The sequence below is a fragment of the Propylenella binzhouense genome, from assembly GCF_009866965.1.
GTDB lineage: Bacteria > Pseudomonadota > Alphaproteobacteria > Rhizobiales > Afifellaceae > Propylenella > Propylenella binzhouense.
In genome coordinates, this window is sequence record NZ_SPKJ01000016.1 from 14,615 (window position 1) to 31,342 (window position 16,728).

Below are 16,728 nucleotides of genomic sequence, written 5' to 3' on the forward strand. Positions count from 1 at the left end.
CTCGGGCACTTCTACTAGACGGAACCGGGGCCGGCCGGAAGCGGTCGGCGGCAGGATGCTCGACGGCATCGCGCGGAAGCTGATCGGGCCGGCCGTCGAGCAGGCGGGGCGGCGCCTCGCGGCGCGCGGGATCGGCGCGGATGCGGTCACCTGGACCGGCTTCGCCCTGGGGCTCGCCGCCTTCGCGGCCATCTGGGCGGCCTATTTCCACACGGCCGCGCTCCTGGTGCTGGCGAGCCGGCTCTGCGACGGGCTCGACGGCGCCGTCGCGCGCCACAGCCGCAGGACGGATCGCGGCGGCTTCCTCGACATCGTGCTCGATTTCGCCTTCTACGGCCTGGTGCCGCTCGGATTCGTGCTCGCCGATCCGGCGCGGAACGCGGTCGCCGGGGCGGTGCTGCTGTTCAGCTTCTACGTGAACGGCGCGAGCTTCCTGGCCTATGCCGTGATGGCCGAGAAGCGGCGGCTCGCCACCGCGATCAGGGGCGAGAAGTCGCTCTACTTCACCGCCGGGCTCGCCGAGGCGACGGAGACGCTCGCCGCCTTCCTCCTCGCCTGCCTCGCGCCCGCCGCCTTTCCGGCCGTCGCCTATGTCTTCGCCGCCATGACGCTCGTCACCGCGGGCGCGCGGGTCCTCGCCGCGCTCCGCGCCTTCGGCTGATCAGGAGGCCCGGCGCAGCTCGGACGGCACCGCGGTGTCGAGCGCGCGCAGGAGGTCCTCGACCAGATCCTCCGGGTCCTCGAGACCCACCGAGAGCCGCAGCAGGCCGTCGCCGATGCCGAGCGCCGCACGCTCCTCGTCGCTGAGCCGCTGATGCGTGGTGGTCGCCGGGTGGGTCACCAGGCTCTTGGCGTCGCCGAGATTGTTGGAGATGCGGACCACCTCGAGCGCGCGCGACACCGCGAAGGCGCCGGCCTTGCCGCCCTTAACCTCGAACGCCACCATGGTGCCGCCGGCCGTCATCTGCCGCCGGGCGATCCCGGCCTGCGGATGGTCGTCCCGGCCCGGATAGAACAGGCGCGCGATCGCGGGATGGCCGGCGACGGCGTCGGCGATGCGCGCGGCCGACGCGGCCTGCCGCTCGACCCTCACCGGCAGCGTTTCGAGCGACTTCAGGAGGACCCAGGCGTTGAAGGGGCTGAGCGAGGGCCCGGTATGCTTCAGGTAGGGCGCGAGCTTGCCCTCGACCCATTCGGCGTCGGACAGCACGACGCCGCCGAGGCAGCGGCCCTGCCCGTCTATGTGCTTGGTGGCGGAATAGACGACGGTGTGGGCGCCGAGCGCGAGCGGCTGCTGGAAGAGCGGGGTCGCGAACACGTTGTCGACGACGAGGCGGGCGCCGGCCTCCCGCGCGATCGCCGCGACCGCCTGGATGTCGATCAGCTCGAGCGTCGGGTTGGCCGGGCTCTCCAGGAAGAAGGTGCGGGTCTCCGGCCGCACCGCGTTCCGCCACGCATCGAGGTCGGTGCCGTCGACGAGCGTCGAGGCGACGCCGAAGCGCGGCAGGAGTTCGGCGATGATGTACTGGCAGGAGCCGAAGAGCGCCCGCGAGGCGACCACGTGGTCGCCGGCCTTGAGGTCGCAGGTGAGGGCCGCGTTGACGGCCGCCATGCCGCTCGCCACGGCGCGTGCGGCTTCCGCGCCCTCGAGCAGGCACATGCGCTCCTCGAACATCGCGACGGTCGGATTGGCGTAGCGCGAATAGACGAAGCCCGGGTCGTCGCCGTTGAAGCGGGCCTCCGCCGCCTCGCCGGTGTCGTAGACGAAGCCCTGGGTCAGGAACATCGCCTCGGAGGTTTCGCCGAACTGCGAGCGCATCGTGCCGCCATGGACCAGCCTGGTGGCGGGGCGAAGCTCTCTCTTCTCAGCGGACATGGTCTCTCTCCAAACGCAAAAACCCGGCCGCGGGCATGCGCCGGGACCGGGGTTCTCACCTCCGGCCTTTTAGCGTCATGGTTTAACGTGGTCGCAAGCCGGCCGGCACAAATCACCACGAAACCGGCGCATAGACCGTGCCGGCCTTGGCGTCAACCGCGCCGTCCGGTAACGAACGGCGAGGACGTGCGGGGCGTGGCGTGACGGGAATTCTGCCGGACAGGGAGATCGAGGACTTGGCGGCGTCGGGCGCGCTCCGCTTCGCCGCGCCGCCGGTGGCCGGGCAGGTGCAGCCGGCGAGCCTCGACCTCCGCCTCGGCGCGGTCGCCTACCGCGTCCGCGCGAGCTTCCTGCCCGGGCCGGAGCATTCCGTCGCCGACAAGCTCGACCGGCTCGCGCTCCACCGCTTCGATCTCGCGGACGGGGCGGTCCTGGAGACCGGCTGCGTCTATATCGTGCCGGTGCTCGAGGCGCTGGCGCTCGCCCCCGACGTCTCGGCGAGCGCCAATCCGAAGAGCTCGACGGGCCGGCTCGACGTGTTCACCCGGCTCATCGTCGACCGCGCCCGCGCCTTCGACCAGGTGCCGGCGGGCTATGCCGGCCCGCTCTATCTCGAGATCAGCCCGCGCACCTTTCCGGTCCTGGTGCGGACGGGATCGCGGCTGTCGCAGATCCGCTTCCGCCGCGGCGCCACCGCGCTCGATGACGAGGCGCTGCGCCTGCTCCACGCCGAGGCGAGGCTCGCCTCCGGCCGGCCGCACTTCGCGAACGGCCTCGCTGTCTCGATCGACCTCGAGGGCGGCCCGGGCGGGCTCGTCGGCTTCCGGGCGAAGCGCCATACCGGCGTCGTCGACGTCGACCGCACCGGCGGCTACGACGTCGAGGAGTTCTGGGAGCCGCTGAGGCGGCGCGGCCGCGCCGAGCTCGTGCTCGATCCCGACCAGTTCTACATCCTCGTCTCGGCGGAAGCGGTGCACGTGCCGCCGGGCTACGCCGCCGAGATGGTGCCGTTCGATCCGCTGATGGGCGAGTTCCGGGTGCATTATGCCGGCTTCTTCGACCCCGGCTTCGGGCACGATTCCGCCGGCGGCGGCGGCAGCCGCGCCGTGCTTGAGGTGCGCAGCCACGAGGTGCCGTTCATCCTGGAGCACGGCCAGACCATCGCGCGGCTCGTCTACGAGCGCCTCGGCGCCGCGCCGCGACGCCTCTACGGCGCGGAGCTCGGGTCGCACTACCAGGCCCAGGGCCTGAAGCTCTCCAAGCACTTCCGCGTGCCGGAGGGCGCCTGACCCGGCCCGCCCGAGCCGGCCGGCATCGCCGCGAGGCACTTTCAATGCGCCCGCCGATCGGCTAATCATCGTGCCGTCGCGGGCGTAGTTCAGTGGTAGAACGTCAGCTTCCCAAGCTGAATGTCGTCGGTTCGATCCCGATCGCCCGCTCCACCTTCCTGCGCAGCGCCGACTTCGCCGGGCCGGGCCCTCAATCGCGGCGGAGCCGCCGGAACGCGGGACTGCGATGCCGAAAGCCTTTGCCATGACGGGGCCGCGGGATGCCGGGCCGGACGAGGCGGCCGCGCTTGCCGCGCTCGAGCGGCGGATCGGCGCGCGTCATTTCCGCGAGCGGCTCCGCATCGAGGAGGCGCATGAGCGGCGCCATCGCGGGCGGCGGGCGCGCCTCCTCCATGGCGAGGGTCTTTTCTCGCTGCGGGGCCTCGTGGAGACCGCGCTCCGGCTCTCCGGCCTCCGCGCCCGCGCGCGGCGGAACGCGAGCGCGGTCGTGCTGCGGGAGAACGAGGTGGCGATCCCGCATCTCCCCGCGGCGTTCGAGGGCTACGCGATCCTGCAGATCTCGGACCTCCATTACGGCCCCGGCATGAGCCCGGGACTGACGGCGGCGATCGCCGGCCGCGTGGCGCCGCTTGCCTACGATCTCTGCGTGCTGACCGGGGACTATCGCCGGCGCACCTTCGGCCCCTGGCAGGATGCGGCGGACGAGCTGGCGCGGCTTCGCGCCCATCTCGCCGGCACGGTCTACGCCGTCCTCGGCAATCACGACACGATCCGCCTGGTGCCGGCGATGGAGGCGGCGGGCTACAAGCTCCTCCTCAACGAAGCGGTCCCGATCGAGCGCGCCGGCGCCGCGATCTTCCTCGCCGGGATCGAGGACGCCCACGACTACCGGCTCGAGGACTTCGCCCGCGCCACCGCAGGCGTCCCGGCGGACGCCGTCTCGATCCTGCTCTCCCATACGCCCGAGACCTATCGCGCGGCGGCGGAGGCGGGCTTCGACCTGATGCTGAGCGGCCATACGCATGGCGGGCAGATCTGCCTGCCGGGCGGCATACCCGTCCGCACCGAGGCGCGCAGCCCGCGGCGGATGGCGCAGGGCGCCTGGCGGTTCGGGCGCCTCGCCGGCTATACGGCGACCGGCGCCGGCACCTCGCTCGTCGACGCCCGCCTCAACTGTCCGCCCGAGGTGACGCTCCACCGCCTCCGGCGTGCGCCGGCTCAATAGGGCGTGTCGCGCAGCCGCAGCCGGTAGAGGATGCGCGAAAGCACCACCTCGAGGACCGTGAAGGCCGCGGTCACGGCGAGGATCCCGGACGGCTCGAGCCCGAGCGCGCCGCGATAGAGGAGGAGCGGCAGCAGCGCCTCGGGAACCTGGTCGAGCCCGAAGGCCTGCGCATGCGGCCTGAGCCCCAGCCGGCGCTTCGTGAAGCTCGCCGCGACGTCCCCGGCCATCGCGGCGGCGCCGATGCCGGCGCCGACCGTCCATCCGAGGCCGAGAAGCGAGGCCGCGAGTGCCGTCGAAAGAAGCGCGACGGCGAGGCCGCGGATCGTCTTCGACGCGCCGAGGAGCGGCCGCCCGTCGAAGAAGGCGAGGCCGAAATCGAGCGGCGCCGCGAGGCGATCGCGGAAGAGGCGCCCGACGAACATCGGAACGCTGTTGGCGACCGCCACGAGGACGAGGGCCCGGACGAGCGGCAGGAACTCTTCCGTCATCGCCCGGCCGCTCGCTGCCCGGCCCCGGCATCCCCATATGCCCGAACATGCGACCCGGGTGCGAGCGACGGCAGGATTCCCATCGGAGGCGCGCGCTCCTGCTCCTGAACCGCCGGGCGCGCCGGGGCACGCATTCCATCGACGGGGCCCGGGCCGTGTTCGGCCGGAACGCCATCGAGCTCGTCGAGCCCGAGATCGGCGCCGCGGGCATGGCGGACCGGGTCCGGGAGGCGGCGGACATCGACCTGGTGATCGTCGGCGGCGGCGACGGCAGCCTGAACTCGGTCGCCCGCGCCGTCATCGAGCGGGACCTGCCGCTCGGCATCCTGCCGCTCGGCACCGCCAACGACCTCGCGCGCACGCTCGCGATCCCGCCCGATCCGGTGCGGGCGGCGGAGGTGATCGCCGCCGGCCACACGCGCCGGCTGGACCTCGGGGAGGTCAACGGCCACCCCTTCTTCAACGTGGCGAGCGTCGGCTTCAGCGCCGATCTCGCGCGCGGGCTGACGGCGGAGGCCAAGCGCCGCTGGGGCGTCCTCGGCTACGGCGCGGCGGCGCTTCGGATCCTGTCGCAGAGCCGTCCCTTCACCTTGCACATCGCGCATGACGGCCGGATCGAGAAGGTCCGGACCATCCAGCTCTCGGTCGGCAACGGGCGCTTCTACGGCGGCGGGATGACGGTCGAGGCGAATGCCCGCCCCGACGACGGCAGGCTCGACGTCTACAGCCTCGAAGTGCCGCACTGGTGGCACCTCCTCGCGCTGGCGCCGGCGCTGCGCAGGGGCACGCAGGGCCGCTGGAAACATGTGCGCGCCTTCGGGACGACCGCGCTGGAGCTGACCACCAGGAGGCCGCACGACGTCAATGCCGACGGCGAGCTCGTCACGACGACGCCCGCCGCGTTCCGCATCCTGCCGCATGCGATCGAGGTCTTCGCGCCGCGCTGAGTCGCGCTGAGTCGGCGCGGCGCGCCCCGGCATGCCATGCGCGGCAGGGGCTCACGCGCTCGCGGCGAGCTTGTCCTGCGTCCTCGTCTCGAAGTCGCCGGCATCGTGGCGCTCGCGGAGCTGCTCCGAAGGGTCGCCGCTGAGGCGGTTGACCATCCGGCCGCGCCGCACCGCGGGCCGCTCGAGCAGGGCGTCGGCCCAGCGCAGGACGTGCCGGTATTCCTCGACCGCGAGGAATTCCGCCGCGCCGTAGAGCCAGCCCTTCACGAGGCCGCCATACCAGGGGAAGACCGCCATGTCGGCGATCGTGTAGGCGTCGCCGGCAAGAAATTCGCTCTCGGCGAGCCGCCGGTCCAGCACGTCGAGCTGCCGCTTCGTCTCCATCGCGTAGCGGTCGATGGCATATTCCATCTTGGTCGGGGCGTAGGCGTAGAAATGGCCGAAACCCCCGCCGAGATAGGGCGCGCTCCCCATCTGCCAGAACAGCCAGGACAGGCATTCGGCATGCGCGGCGGGCTCAGTCGGCAGGAAGGCCCCGAACTTCTCGGCGAGGTAGAGCAGGATCGCGCCCGACTCGAAGACGCGAATGGGCTCCGGACCGGACCGGTCCATCAGCGCGGGAATCTTGGAGTTCGGATTGACCGCGACGAAGCCGCTGCCGAACTGCTCGCCCTCGCCGATCCTGATGAGCCAGGCATCGTATTCGGCGCCGCTCACGCCGAGCGCCAGCAGCTCCTCGAGCAGGATGGTGACCTTCTGGCCGTTGGGCGTGGCGAGCGAATAGAGCTGGAGGGGATGGCGCCCGACCGGCAGCTCCTTCTCGTGGGTGGGGCCGGCCACCGGCCGGTTGATGCTGGCGAACCTGCCGCCGTTCGGCTTCCAGGTCCAGGTAGTCGGCGGGGTGTACTCGGACGGACCGCTCATTCCACGTCTCCTGAGCTTACGCGGTGTGTCACGGTCCATCATAGGGCGCGCTCCCGCCGCCGTCCCGATCCTCGGACGCCCAGATTGTGCACTGCACGAAATTTATGCCGGTGGGGCGACGAGCCGGCCCTGCAGAGCCGGTCCGGGCGGACGCGGCGCCTACGCCTCGGCTGCCGGGCGGCCATCGTCTGCCGTGGCGCGGCGCGGCGCCTCGCGCACGGCGTAGCGGTCGGCATGGTCCGTCCAGGCGCGGACCTTTTCCGCCCGGCAGAAGCACGCGATCGCCTTCGCGACCGCGCTGCCCTCGGAATCGGCCGCGACGTCCACGGCGCGCTGGCAGATCTCCAGGTCGCGGCCGTAGCCGTTCCCGACCGTCTTGAAGAAGACGACGCGGTAGCGCTGGGTGCTGGGCATCTCTGTCCTCCTTGCGGAAGTCGGCGCGGCCCGGTCGGCCGGAAGCACCTTCACAGCCCCGGGCCCGATCCGGCCTTGACCCAGGTCAATCCCTTTCCCAGCCCCGCGCCTATCATGTCCGCGCATTGCGGAATGCGGAGGGCAAGCCAGTGCTGGCGCGCGACATCATGACGTCCCCGGTCGTCTCGGTCGATCCGGACGCCTCGGTCGAAGACATTGCGAAGCTCCTGCTCGCCAAGGGGATCAGCGCCGTCCCGGTGGTCGATCCGGAAAAGGGCGCCGTCGGCATGGTCAGCGAGGCCGATCTCATGCACCGGCCGGAGCTCGGGGCGCAGACCCGCCGGCGCTGGTGGCTGGACCTCTTCGCCGCGCGCGAGGTCGCGCTCGCGAAGGAGTTCGTGAAGCAGCACGGCCTCAAGGCCCGGGACGTCATGCACGAAGGCGTCGAAAGCGTCGCCCCGGAGGCGGACGCGGCCGACATCGTTGCCGCCATGGAGGCGGCCGGCGTCAGGCGCGTGCTCGTCCGGGAGGGCGGCGAGCTCCGCGGCATCGTGACCCGCTCCAACCTGCTGCCCGCCTTCCTCGCCGGCCGCGAGGCGCAACGGGCGGCGGAGCGAGACGGGTCCATCCGTGCCGCGATCCTGGAGAAGCTTGCCGGCCAGCCCTGGGCGACGCTGGCGCGGGACGGCGTGCGCGTCTCCGAGGGCGTTGTGACCTTGAGCGGCGTCGTCTCCTCCGAAGAGGAGCGGCGGGCGCTCCGCATCGCCGCCGAATCGGTGCCCGGCGTGACGCGTGTCATTGACCGTACGGAAATCGCCGTCTCCGCGGTGCCCTACTGGGATTAGGCGGCGGGGACGGGCGCGGTTGCGCCGCGCCGGCGCGTTCCGCTTGACGTGCATCAAGGCCGGGCGGATCGGAAGCGTCTTGCATGCAGCCATGCGCGGGCGTCGACGCCCCAATCCGGAGAGGAGCGCCCATGCAAGTCGAACCGGTCATCACCTTTCACGGGATGGCGCCGTCCGCGAACGCCGAGGAGAAGATCATCGCGCACATCGGGCATCTCGAGGCGACCCACGGCCGCATCGTCTCCTGCCGCGTCACGGTGGAGGCGCCGCACCATCACGGCCGGCAGGGCGCGATCTACCAGGTCTCGATCGACATTCGCGCGCCGGCCGGCGAGGTGACGGCGAGCAACGCGCACGAGATGGACCACGCGCACGAGGACCTGCTCGTGGCGATCCGCGACGCCTTCGATGCGGCGGAGCGCCGGCTCGAGGACCTGGTCCGGCGCCGCGACCCGAACCGGACCAAGGTCCATCCGACGATCGGCCACGGCGCCATCGCGCGCATCGTCGCAGCGGACGGCTACGGTTTCATCGCGACCCCTGACGGCCGCGAGTTCTATTTCGACCGGGGCGGCATGAGCGCGGATGCGTGGGACGAGCTGAAGCCCGGGACGCCGGTCCGGTTCGACGAGCGGGACGGCGAGCGCGGGCCCTATGCCACGGCGGTGCGGCCGCTCTGACGGCGCGGCGCGCCCTCAGGCGCCCGCCGGCTCCGGCATCTCGAAATCGAGCCGGCGCAATCCGTGCCGGATCTCCGGGCAGCTCATGAAGAGCCGCCACAGGAGCCCCGACCGGTAGTTCTCGATCATTCCGAGGATCTGGCCCTGATCGATGCCGATCAGGTCGCGCGAGAACCACCCGGCGGCCTCGCTGAAGCTCGACGTGAAGCCGAATGCGGTGAAGATCCTGTCGCCGAGCCGCTCGGTGAAGGTTCTCAAGGCGGCCATCGCCTGGTCCGGCAGATAGGGGAAGCTGCCGAGCGCCGCATTGGGCGCGATGAAGCCGAGGTCGCGGGTCGGCGAGAGCTCGCCATAGCCGCCGGACGTATCGTCGGACGTCAGCCCCCAGCAATCGGCCCCGTAGCCCGCGAACCCGCCCGGATTGCGCACGCAATGCTCGAAGTTGATGAGCGCGTGGCGGCGGTTCTGCTCGGCATAATCGGCGTAGCGGTCCCGGAGTCCGCGCGGGTCGAGCCCCAGGAACGAGTAGTGGGCGAAGCAGAGCGGACCGCCGAAGGCGGGGCCGAGCGGCAGCTCGATCCCGTAATAGCGTTGGCCGTTGCGGAAGCTTGCGCCGCCCGCCCAGCCGCGGTGATAGGCCTCCGGCCGGATCGGATGGGTGGGCGAGGACGCCGCGAGCACATAGGCGACGAGACACTCGTTCCAGCCGCGGATCGGGAGGTTCATCGCGAAGCCCCGGCTGGGGCTCCAGTGCCAGTAGAGGACGTCCTCGCCGCCGCGCGTGTGCCAGTCCCACTCCGCCCGCGCCCACAGCCGGTCGACCGCCGCCCGGAGCGCGGACTCCACCTCGCCGGCGCCGCCGAAATATTGCCGGGCGCACAGCAGGCCCTCGAACAGGAAGGCCGTCTCGACGAGGTCGCCGCCGTCGTCATCCGGCGAGAAGGCGATCGTGGCGCCGGTGCGCCCGTCCATCCAGTGCGGGAAGATGCCGTGATGGCTCTCCGCCGCCTCCAGGAAGCGGAGCTTCCGGAGCAGCCGGCGCGCGGCTTCCCCGCGCTCCACCCAGCCGCGCTCGGCCCCGATGACGGCCGCCATCGCTCCGAAGCCGGACGCCCCCGTCGCGACGAGATCGCCGGGCGGGGCGCCGACCGTCACGCGCTCGGGCGTCATGCCGCTCGCCGGATGGGCGAGATCCCAGAAGAACCGGAAGGTGCGCCTCTGGACGAGATCGAGGAGGGCGGGATCGTCCGGCGCGCCGCCGCGCCGTCCTTCTCCCTGATGCGGGCGATCGGTCATGGCGCGCGGGCCCTCACGGCAGCGCCGGGCCCGGCAGGCCGAGCGGCCCGGGTGCCGGCGGGGGAGACTTGGCCGCAGGATGGCGGTGCTCCTTCCCGATCTCGGGGATGGCGGGAGAAGGCTGCGGGACCCGCACGAGGTGCAGCGTCCGGCCGAAGAAGGCGTCGCCGGCGCCGGAGCGGCTCGTGCTGACGACCGCCGTGCCGGGAAGCTCGGTCTGGAACAGCGAGAGCACCAGCTGCCGCCGGTCGCGGTCGAGCGCGCTCGTCGCCTCGTCGAGAAACACCCAGCGGGGCTTTCGGAGGAGCATCCGCGCGACGGCCAGCCGCTGCTGCTCGCTGAGCGTGAGCTCGCGGTCCCAGCGCGCCCGCCGATCGAGCGAGCCGGCGAGGTGGCCGAGCCCGGTGCATTCGAGCGCGCGGCGCATCGCATCCTCGCCGGTGCGGTCCGGATCCGCCGGCGGTGCGAGGACGGTGCGCAGGGAATCGGGCAGCAGGTAGGGCCGTTCCGGCATGAACATGATCTCTCCGCGGGATGGCAGCCGGACCTCGCCGGAGCCCCACGGCCACAGGCCGGCGACGGCGCGGACGAAGGTGCTCTTGCCGGCGCCCGGCTCGCCGACGACGAGGACGTGTTCGCCGGGTGCGATCTCGACATGCCTCTCCTCGAGCCGGCTGCGGTCCCTGGCGAGCGCCAGTTCGAGGTCGTCAAACCGGATCGTCTCCGTAGCCTGTTCGGTGACCCTGATCCGTTCGACGCCGGCGCCGAGCGCCGCTATCCCGCCGAGGGCATGGTCGAAGGCGAGCACCCTGAAGACCGTCGCGCGCCAGTCCGCGATCCGGGCGAGATTGTCGATGAACCACCGGAGCGCCTGCTGGACCTGCGAGAAGGCGTTCGCGACCATCATCAGCCCGCCGAAGGTGAGCGTGCCGCCGAAATAGCCGGGCGCGGCGACGAGGATCGGCACCACGATGGCGAGCCAGCCATAGCCCGAGGTGACCCAGGTGAGCCGCACCAGCGCGCCGGCGAGCCGGCGCGAGATGGCGAGCACGGAGCCGAGCTCCGCGCCGAGCCGCCGCCGCTCCTCGGCCTCGGCGGCGTTGAGGCCGATACCCTCGGCGTTCTCGCTGGCGCGCACGATCGCGAAGCGGAACTCGGCCTCGCGGGAATAGCGCTCCGCGTTGAGCCGGACGAGCGGCCGGCCGACGAGCCAGCTCAGGCCGGAGCCGAGCGCCGCGTAGAGAAGGGCGCACCAGACCATGTAGCCCGGTATCGTCACGGTCGTGCCCCGGAACGGGAACGCGATCTCGGCGGAGAGCATCCAGAGCACGCCGACGAAGGTGAGGAGAAGGAGCGTCGCCTGCAGCAGCCCGACGGCAAGATCGGCCGAGAGCTCGGCGACATGCCGCACGTCCTCCTGGATCCGCTGGTCCGGGTTGACCGCGATCTCGCCGGCGAGCGCGAGCTGATAGGGCCGCTTCGGCTTCAGCCACTCGTCGAGGAGCACCTCCGTGACCGCCTGGCGGAGCCTGATCTTGAGGCGCTCGTGGAGCCAGGTCTGCGAGACCACCAGGAGGAGCAGCACGGTCGCGATCCCGGCGAAGACGACGAGCTGGTCGAGGAACGCGCCGCCGTCCTTCTGCTCGAGCGCGTTGTAGAACGGCCGGTACCATGCGTTGAGCGCGATCTGCGCGGCGGCGTTGGCGACGACCACCGCGACGATCGCGATGGCGAGGACGGCGAGGCGGGTGCGGATCGCCGACCGCCCCAGGATCGCGAGGCCGCGCCGGATCTGCGCGAGCGGCGAGCCGGCCGGCATCGGCCCGGAGGCGGGCGCTCCGGCGCGGTCGTGGTCGGTTGTCATCTGCCAGTACTCTGGTGCGCGGCTCCCGTCTTATAGAGGAGGAGAGGGCCCCTCCTGTAGAGGAAGCGACGCATGCCGGCGCGGAGGCGGGGCGTCGGGAGCCTCGCCGGCTCAGCCGAGCTCGAAGGTCGTGATGCCGAAGATCGCGGGAAGCGGGAGCGCGGGCGGGGCTCCGCGGTACATGCGCGCCGTCTCGAAGACGGGCGCCAGGCCGTGCGCCTCGGCGAGCGCGACGGCCGCCCGGTTCGGCTCCGGCACGTCGAGGAAGATCTCGCGGCCGGGACGCGTCGCGGCGAGGGCCGCGAAGAGGCGCTCCGCGTCGGCCCGGTCCGCGGCGAAGAGCGGCCCGATCTTCGCGCCCGTCCCGCAGTCCCGGATGACGCCGTAGCCCGCGATCTCGCCCGCGCGCAGGAGCGCGAGGCCCTGCCGCGTCGGACCGGGCGCGAGCCATGCCGCCAGGAAGGCCGGCCGCTCCGCCCCGAACCAGCGCCGGTCGGCGGCGATGACGGCTTCCGCGATGCCGCCTTCGATCGCCACCAGGCCCTCCTCGGCGGAAGCGGGCGGGACGGCGGGGCGGCCGCCGAACCTGATGTTGCGGTGCGCGAGATCGAAGCCCTCGCGGCGATAGGCGTCCTGCTGCGCGAGGACCCCGTCGAGCCCCACGGTCCGGGCTCCGAGCCGGTCCAGCCCGGCGCGCCAGGTCGCGTAGCCGTAGCCGCGCCCGCGCCAGCCCTTCCGGCAGATGTAGAAGCCGAGGAACCCGTAGGCCGCCCCGTAGGCCACGACCGAGATGCACGCGACGGGTTCGCCGTCGAGCCGGGCCATCAGGAAGCCGTCCGGATCGGCGGCGCGGAAGGGCGCCGCATCGCCGAGGCCGGGATTCCACCCTTCCTCGGCCGCCCAGCCGAGCGCGATCGGGAGATCGCCGGCGCCCATCGGGCGGATGTCGAGGCCGCTCACTTGGCCGCCCCGTCCGCGAGCGGCGCGAAGGGACCGCTCCAGGCCTTGGGGAGCGGCGGGGCCCAGCCGCCGACCTTCGACGTCTTCAGGCCGAGCCCAATCAGGGCTTCGGCGAGCCTGACGGCGGCGCCCACACCCTCGATCACCGGAACGCCGAAGCGCGCCGAGAGCCGGCCGGCGAGGTCCGCCATTCCGGCGCAGCCGAGCACGATCGCTTCCGCGCGGTCGTCGGCGATCGCCCGCCCGATCTCGGCGGCGATCCTCGCCTCCGCCTCCGATCCGGGCGCCTCGAGGGCGAGCACGGGGATCTCGGCCGCCCGCACGCGGGCGCAGCGCTCCGCAAGCCCGGTGCGGCGGAGATTGTGCTCGAGCGCGGGGATCGACCGGGCGAGCGTCGTCACGACGCTGAAGCGTCCGGCGACAAGGCTCGCCACGTGATAGGCGGCCTCCCCGATGCCGACCACCGGCGCGGCGGCGAGCGCGCGGGCCGCGTCGAGGCCGGTATCGTCGAAGCAGGCGATCACATGCGCGTCGATTCCGGCCCGCTCCGCCGCGGCGATCTCCTTCAGAAGGCCCGGCACGCAGAGCGCCTCGTCGAAATAGCCCTCGATCGAGGCGGGCCCCTCATCCGGATTGCCCGCGAGGATGGTGACGCCCGGCCCCGCCGCGCGCCGGGCGGCCGCGGCGATGCCGGCGGTCATCGAGGCGGTGGTGTTCGGGTTGACCACATGGATGCGCATCGACGCCCTATAGCATGCCCCTGCCGGCGTCGGTCCCCTGCCTGCGGCGGCGGCGCTGGACCATCATGGCGAGCGCCAGGCAGATCCCGATCACCGTCATCGAGATGCCGGTGGTGACGGTGCCCAAAGCGTAGATGACCGGGGTCGTGACCGTGGTGGTGAGGCCGCGCAGCTCGAGCGGCAGGGTGTTGCGGGACCCGAGCGCCTGGCTCGACCGCGCCACCTCGTCCCAGGAAAGGGTGAAGCCGAAGAGCGCGATGCCGATGAGCGAGGGCGCCACGATCGGCAGCACGACGTGCCGGAAGCTTTGCCACGGCGTGGCGCCGAGATCGCGCGCGGCCTCCTCGTAGCGCCTGTCGAAGCGGTTGAAAACCGCGAACATGATGAGGAGGCCGAAGGGCAGCGTCCAGGAGAGATGGGCGCCGAGGCCGGACGTGAAGAGCCCCATGGCGGTCGTGTAGCCGCGCTGGACCGCCTCGATCTCCCAGGCGTCGCCGAGCGCCTTGATGCTGTCGTCGAGGATGCGGAATTCGAGGGCGATGCCGAGCGAGACCACGATCGAGGGCATGATGAGGCTCGCGATCGCGACGTAGAAGAGGAGCGCGGCGCCGCGGAAGCGCCGGCGGAAGGCGAGCCCCGCCATGACCGAGATGACGACCGTCAGGAGCATCACGACGACGCCGAGCCAGAGCGAGCGGCGGAGCGCGGCGCCGATGTCGATGACGCCGATGCCGTTCCAGAGGCTCCCGAACCAGTGCAGCGAGAGGCCGTTGAGCGGGAAGGTCAGTCCGCCCTGCGGGCCCTGGAACGACAGCACCAGGATGGTGATCATCGGCCCGTAGAGGAACAGCACGAACAGCCCGAAGAAGAGGGCGAGCGCATAGAAGGAGGCCGGCCGCGCCTCGCGCATTCAGAGCTCCTTCCGGATGTCGATCATGCGCGTCAGCGCCCAGATGATGAGGAGCACCAGGACGAGCAGGACGACGGCGTTCGCGGCCGCGATCGGGAACTGCAGGTAGTTGACCTGCACGTTGATGATCTTGCCGATCGAGGCGATCTGCTGTCCGCCCATCACGCCGATGGTGACGAAATCGCCCATGACGATGGTGATGACGAAGATGGAGCCGATGGCGATGCCGGGCTTCGAGAGCGGGATCACCACGTTCCACAGCGTCTGCCACCCCGAGGCGCCGGAATCATAGGCCGCCTCGACCAGCGCGCGGTCGATCCGCATCATCGAGTTGAAGATCGGCACGACCATGAACAGCGTATAGAGGTGCACGAAGGCGAGCACGACGGAGAAGTCTGAATAGAGCAGCCATTCCTGCGGGCTGCCGGCGAGGCCCGTGCCGACGAGCGCCTGGTTGATGAGCCCGTTCCGCCCGAGAAGGGGGATCCAGGAAATCATCCGGATCACGTTCGAGGTCCAGAACGGGATCGTGCAGAGGAGGAAGAGCACGATCTGCATCGTCATGGTGCGGACGTGGAACGCCAGGAAATAGGCGACCGTGAATCCGATCAGGAGCGTCGACGCCCACACGATCAGGCAGAACTTGAGCGTCGAAAGGTAGGTCTTGAAGGTCGTGCAGAGGCCTGGCAGGTCGGCAAGGCAGCCGTCGAAGACCTCGCGGTAATTGTCCAGCGTGAACGCCGGCTCGATGGAATATTCCGTGTAGTTCCAGAACGAGACGATGAGCGTGACCAGGAGCGGCAGCACGAAGAAGAGCAGGAATACGAGCGCCATCGGCGCCGCCTGCCAGTAGGGGGCGAGCGCGCCCGCCCGCCGGCTCGCCATCGCGCCCGCGCGCGGCCGATCCCGGGCCGTTTCGCCCGGGATCGCCTCCGCGCTCAGGGCCGCGTCACGCAGCAATGAACTCGTTCCACTTCCGGATCATGTAGGTGTTCTCGTCCATCACCGAGTTCCAGCAGGCGATGGCGCCCATGCGGTCCTCGTAGGAGCCGCCGTCGCGCACGGTTCCGGCCTTTTCGAGAAGCGTGCCGTCCGGGGCGTGGATGTCCTTCTCGGCCGGCTTGCCCTCCATCCAGTAGGCCCATTCGTAGGGCTCCATGTTCTCCTTCGCCGTCGAGAGGACGGCGGAATAGTAGCCCTGCCGGTTGAGATAGGCTCCGGCCCAGCCGGACAGGAACCAGTTGATGAATTCGTAGGCCGCGTCGAGCTTCCTGCCCTCCAGCGTCTTCGGCAGCCCGAAGCCGGATGCCCAGCCGCGATAGCCTTCCTTCAGCGGCTGGTAGGTGCAGGGGATTCCCTTCGAGCGCACGGCGGTGACCGCCGGCGACCACATCGACTGGATGACGACCTCGCCCGACGCCATCAGGTTGACCGACTCGTTGAAATCCGACCAGAACGCGCGGAACTGGCCCGCCTTCTTGGCCTCCTTGAGGAAATCGGTGGTCAGATCGATCTCCTCCTTGGTCATGTTGCCCTTGTCCGGATATTTGTACTTGCCGAGCGCCTCGACCACCATGGCGGCATCCATGATGCCGATCGACGGGATGTTCAGGATCGCCGCCTTGCCCTTGAACTCGGGGTTGACCAGCTCGGCCCAGCTCTCGATCGGCCGCTTGATCAGATCGGGCCGGATGCCGAGCGTGTCGGCGTTGTAGGTGGTCGGGATCAGCGTGATCCACTCGGTCGGCTCGGCCGAGAACTTCTTCGAGAACTGGCCCTCGAGGTAGAACACCTTCTTCGGCGCGGTGCCCTGGTCGCCGATCTTCTTGCCCTCGACCTCGCCCTTCGTGAAGACGGTGGCGATCTGGCCGGCGTACTTGATCTTCCCGGCGTCCATGCCCTGGAGATTGCCGGACGGGAGCAGCTTCGGGAGCGAGAAATATTCGCTGTCGAGGAGGTCGAAGGAGTTCGGCTGCGTGATGACGCGCTTGGCGACCTCGTCCGTCTCGACGGGAATGTATTCGATGGTGACGCCGATATCCTCCTTCGCCTTCCTGGCGATGTCGGCCGACTGGTTCACGGCCGTGCCGAGATAGCGCAGGGTGACGGCCTCCTGCGCATGCACGGCCGGGGCGGGGAAGCTCGAAGCGAAGCCGGTGCCGGCGAGCCCGGCGAGCGCCGCGGAGCCCTTGAGAACGGTGCGGCGGGACATGCCTCCGGTCGAAATGTTCTTGGTCATTCGATCACTCCTCTCCTGCGTGCGTTCGGTG

Annotated in this window: 17 protein-coding genes, 1 tRNA gene and 1 riboswitch; of the genes, 7 read left to right on the forward strand and 11 right to left on the reverse strand. The window is 71.0% G+C overall.

Features of this window, described 5'->3' with window-relative positions; genetic code table 11:
• The first annotated feature begins 55 nt into the window (after positions 1 to 55).
• Positions 56 to 661: a CDP-alcohol phosphatidyltransferase family protein gene (locus E4O86_RS07305; RefSeq protein WP_161139868.1), complete on the forward strand. Its 606-nt coding sequence runs from the start codon at positions 56 to 58 to the stop codon at positions 659 to 661.
• On the opposite strand, the gene E4O86_RS07310 is transcribed toward E4O86_RS07305, so the two are convergent.
• A complete protein-coding gene (locus E4O86_RS07310) occupies positions 662 to 1,876 on the reverse strand; it encodes an O-succinylhomoserine sulfhydrylase (protein ID WP_161139869.1) in 1,215 nt (404 codons plus the stop codon).
• A gap of 49 nt (positions 1,877 to 1,925) precedes the next feature.
• A riboswitch (SAM riboswitch) is annotated at positions 1,926 to 2,005 on the reverse strand.
• 71 nt (positions 2,006 to 2,076) lie between these two features.
• On the opposite strand from E4O86_RS07310, the gene E4O86_RS07315 reads away from it, so the two are divergent.
• From E4O86_RS07315 to E4O86_RS07325, 3 genes are all read left to right on the forward strand, one after another.
• Positions 2,077 to 3,165, forward strand: coding sequence for a 2'-deoxycytidine 5'-triphosphate deaminase (locus E4O86_RS07315; protein WP_161139870.1), 1,089 nt, complete (start codon positions 2,077 to 2,079; stop codon positions 3,163 to 3,165).
• 78 nt (positions 3,166 to 3,243) lie between these two features.
• Positions 3,244 to 3,318, forward strand: a tRNA-Gly gene (locus tag E4O86_RS07320).
• 73 nt (positions 3,319 to 3,391) lie between these two features.
• Positions 3,392 to 4,390 (forward strand): metallophosphoesterase, encoded by a 999-nt coding sequence (locus E4O86_RS07325; protein WP_246206269.1) that lies wholly within the window; start codon positions 3,392 to 3,394, stop codon positions 4,388 to 4,390.
• Here the strand turns inward: E4O86_RS07325 and E4O86_RS07330 are convergent.
• Positions 4,384 to 4,878, reverse strand: coding sequence for a CDP-archaeol synthase (locus E4O86_RS07330; RefSeq protein ID WP_161139871.1), 495 nt, complete (start codon positions 4,876 to 4,878; stop codon positions 4,384 to 4,386). The genes E4O86_RS07325 and E4O86_RS07330 overlap by 7 nt on opposite strands.
• Positions 4,879 to 4,925: 47 nt before the next feature.
• On the opposite strand from E4O86_RS07330, the gene E4O86_RS07335 reads away from it, so the two are divergent.
• Positions 4,926 to 5,825 (forward strand): lipid kinase, encoded by a 900-nt coding sequence (locus E4O86_RS07335; RefSeq protein ID WP_161139872.1) that lies wholly within the window; start codon positions 4,926 to 4,928, stop codon positions 5,823 to 5,825.
• A gap of 51 nt (positions 5,826 to 5,876) precedes the next feature.
• Here E4O86_RS07335 and yghU read toward each other — a convergent pair whose 3' ends face one another.
• Both yghU and E4O86_RS07345 read right to left on the reverse strand, forming a co-directional pair.
• Positions 5,877 to 6,749 (reverse strand): glutathione-dependent disulfide-bond oxidoreductase, encoded by an 873-nt coding sequence (gene yghU, locus E4O86_RS07340; RefSeq protein WP_161139873.1) that lies wholly within the window; start codon positions 6,747 to 6,749, stop codon positions 5,877 to 5,879.
• A gap of 159 nt (positions 6,750 to 6,908) precedes the next feature.
• On the reverse strand, positions 6,909 to 7,163 hold the full coding sequence (locus tag E4O86_RS07345; protein WP_161139874.1) for a hypothetical protein: 255 nt from the start codon (positions 7,161 to 7,163) through the stop codon (positions 6,909 to 6,911).
• A gap of 149 nt (positions 7,164 to 7,312) precedes the next feature.
• Between E4O86_RS07345 and E4O86_RS07350 the strand changes: the two genes are divergently transcribed.
• Positions 7,313 to 8,008: a CBS domain-containing protein gene (locus E4O86_RS07350; RefSeq protein WP_161139875.1), complete on the forward strand. Its 696-nt coding sequence runs from the start codon at positions 7,313 to 7,315 to the stop codon at positions 8,006 to 8,008.
• A 131-nt stretch (positions 8,009 to 8,139) separates the two neighbouring features.
• On the forward strand, positions 8,140 to 8,688 hold the full coding sequence (locus tag E4O86_RS07355) for an HPF/RaiA family ribosome-associated protein (protein WP_161139876.1): 549 nt from the start codon (positions 8,140 to 8,142) through the stop codon (positions 8,686 to 8,688).
• Positions 8,689 to 8,703: 15 nt separating this feature from the next.
• On the opposite strand, the gene E4O86_RS07360 is transcribed toward E4O86_RS07355, so the two are convergent.
• From E4O86_RS07360 to E4O86_RS07390, 7 genes are all read right to left on the reverse strand, one after another.
• Positions 8,704 to 9,984, reverse strand: a complete 1,281-nt coding sequence (locus E4O86_RS07360) for a glucoamylase family protein (protein ID WP_161139877.1) — start codon at positions 9,982 to 9,984, stop codon at positions 8,704 to 8,706.
• A gap of 13 nt (positions 9,985 to 9,997) precedes the next feature.
• On the reverse strand, positions 9,998 to 11,848 hold the full coding sequence (locus tag E4O86_RS07365; RefSeq protein WP_161139878.1) for an ABC transporter ATP-binding protein/permease: 1,851 nt from the start codon (positions 11,846 to 11,848) through the stop codon (positions 9,998 to 10,000).
• A 111-nt stretch (positions 11,849 to 11,959) separates the two neighbouring features.
• On the reverse strand, positions 11,960 to 12,808 hold the full coding sequence (locus E4O86_RS07370; RefSeq protein WP_343039116.1) for a GNAT family N-acetyltransferase: 849 nt from the start codon (positions 12,806 to 12,808) through the stop codon (positions 11,960 to 11,962).
• Positions 12,805 to 13,548, reverse strand: a complete 744-nt coding sequence (locus E4O86_RS07375; protein WP_161139879.1) for an aspartate/glutamate racemase family protein — start codon at positions 13,546 to 13,548, stop codon at positions 12,805 to 12,807. The genes E4O86_RS07370 and E4O86_RS07375 overlap by 4 nt, the downstream gene beginning before the upstream one ends.
• 7 nt (positions 13,549 to 13,555) lie before the next feature.
• On the reverse strand, positions 13,556 to 14,458 hold the full coding sequence (locus tag E4O86_RS07380; RefSeq protein ID WP_161139880.1) for an ABC transporter permease: 903 nt from the start codon (positions 14,456 to 14,458) through the stop codon (positions 13,556 to 13,558).
• On the reverse strand, positions 14,459 to 15,343 hold the full coding sequence (locus E4O86_RS07385) for an ABC transporter permease (protein ID WP_161139905.1): 885 nt from the start codon (positions 15,341 to 15,343) through the stop codon (positions 14,459 to 14,461).
• A gap of 64 nt (positions 15,344 to 15,407) precedes the next feature.
• On the reverse strand, positions 15,408 to 16,697 hold the full coding sequence (locus tag E4O86_RS07390; RefSeq protein WP_161139881.1) for an ABC transporter substrate-binding protein: 1,290 nt from the start codon (positions 16,695 to 16,697) through the stop codon (positions 15,408 to 15,410).
• Positions 16,698 to 16,728 lie beyond the last annotated feature (31 nt).

Coding starts and splice junctions, on each gene's coding strand:
- E4O86_RS07305 (WP_161139868.1), top strand. CDS start 56: ATGCTCGACGGCATCGCGCGGAAGCTGATCGGGCCGGCCGTCGAGCAG.
- E4O86_RS07310 (WP_161139869.1), bottom strand. CDS start 1,876: ATGTCCGCTGAGAAGAGAGAGCTTCGCCCCGCCACCAGGCTGGTCCAT.
- E4O86_RS07325 (WP_246206269.1), top strand. CDS start 3,392: ATGCCGAAAGCCTTTGCCATGACGGGGCCGCGGGATGCCGGGCCGGAC.
- E4O86_RS07330 (WP_161139871.1), bottom strand. CDS start 4,878: ATGACGGAAGAGTTCCTGCCGCTCGTCCGGGCCCTCGTCCTCGTGGCG.
- E4O86_RS07335 (WP_161139872.1), top strand. CDS start 4,926: ATGCGACCCGGGTGCGAGCGACGGCAGGATTCCCATCGGAGGCGCGCG.
- yghU (WP_161139873.1), bottom strand. CDS start 6,749: ATGAGCGGTCCGTCCGAGTACACCCCGCCGACTACCTGGACCTGGAAG.
- E4O86_RS07345 (WP_161139874.1), bottom strand. CDS start 7,163: ATGCCCAGCACCCAGCGCTACCGCGTCGTCTTCTTCAAGACGGTCGGG.
- E4O86_RS07355 (WP_161139876.1), top strand. CDS start 8,140: ATGCAAGTCGAACCGGTCATCACCTTTCACGGGATGGCGCCGTCCGCG.
- E4O86_RS07360 (WP_161139877.1), bottom strand. CDS start 9,984: ATGACCGATCGCCCGCATCAGGGAGAAGGACGGCGCGGCGGCGCGCCG.
- E4O86_RS07365 (WP_161139878.1), bottom strand. CDS start 11,848: ATGACAACCGACCACGACCGCGCCGGAGCGCCCGCCTCCGGGCCGATG.
- E4O86_RS07375 (WP_161139879.1), bottom strand. CDS start 13,548: ATGCGCATCCATGTGGTCAACCCGAACACCACCGCCTCGATGACCGCC.
- E4O86_RS07380 (WP_161139880.1), bottom strand. CDS start 14,458: ATGCGCGAGGCGCGGCCGGCCTCCTTCTATGCGCTCGCCCTCTTCTTC.
- E4O86_RS07385 (WP_161139905.1), bottom strand. CDS start 15,343: ATGGCGAGCCGGCGGGCGGGCGCGCTCGCCCCCTACTGGCAGGCGGCG.
- E4O86_RS07390 (WP_161139881.1), bottom strand. CDS start 16,697: ATGACCAAGAACATTTCGACCGGAGGCATGTCCCGCCGCACCGTTCTC.